This is a genomic window from Streptomyces sp. 8L, assembly GCF_020176795.1.
Taxonomy (GTDB): Bacteria; Actinomycetota; Actinomycetes; order Streptomycetales; family Streptomycetaceae; genus Streptomyces.
In genome coordinates this window covers 1-903 of record NZ_JAIUKE010000932.1, presented here as the reverse complement: position 1 = coordinate 903, position 903 = coordinate 1, and the positions used below count along the sequence as shown (strand labels likewise).

Genomic DNA, 903 nt, shown 5'->3' with positions numbered 1-903 from the left:
CTCAGGCGCCGTCCGGCCAGTGGGCGGGGCGGGCCAGGGAGGGCGGCAGCGCGGTCGCGCGGTCGCCCTTCGCCGCCTCCAGCTGAGCGCGGGTCAGGAAGAGGGCGTCCGTCAGATCGGCGCCCGCGAGCCGCGCGGCCCTGAGGTCCGCGCCGATCAGGTCGGCCCACCGCAGATCGGCGCCGCGCAGGTCGGCGGCGATCAGGCGGGCGCCGCGCAGGTCCGCGCCGAACAGGTCGCTCCCCGCGAGCCGGGCGCCGCGCAGATCGGCGCCCCGCCGGTTCCGGTTCGCGCGCCCGGCGGGCCTGCCGCGCCGCGCGCGCAGTGCCTCGGACCGTACGCGGCTGCTGGCCCGCGCCAGCAGGGGGGCCACCACGCCGCCCCGGTGCGCGGCGACGTCCGTCGCGAGCAGCGCGTCTGCGTCGGCGAGGGTGAGGCGCTCCGTCTCCTCGTACACGCGGTCCAGTTCAGCGTGCAGCGGGCGGGCGGCGGGCAGGGAGCGCGCCTCCGCGAGGTAGTACAGGAGTTCCTGGAGCTGGCGCATGAGGGGCAGCGCGGCGAACATCGCGGGCGCGGTGGCAGGCGCCTCCCGCCAGTGCGTCCCGCCGAAGGTGTGGCGGGAGACCTTCTGGCCCGCACCGAAGCAGTCGTACACGGCGCAGCCCCCGTAGCCGCGCGGTCGCAGCTCCCGGTGGACGGCGCAGCCGAAGTCGTCCCCGAGGTGGCCGCAGGGCTCACCCGCGGCCTTGTCCGAGGGGAATCCCGCGGCGGCGGAGAAGGACAGCGCGACACAGCACAGGCCGAAGCAGGAGGCGCAGTCCGCCCGCAGCTCTGGCACCGTGGCCGGACCGCCGGCTCCCGGGCGGCGGCGGACATCCGCCAGGGGGACGGACACGGGGGTGC

General features: G+C 78.0%; 1 protein-coding gene. It reads right to left on the bottom strand.

The annotated features are described in order from the left end of the window. Position 1 precedes the first annotated feature (1 nt). A complete protein-coding gene (locus LCE31_RS39955; RefSeq protein ID WP_374118721.1) occupies positions 2–895 on the bottom strand; it encodes a pentapeptide repeat-containing protein in 894 nt (297 codons plus the stop codon). Positions 896–903: the final 8 nt, after the last annotated feature.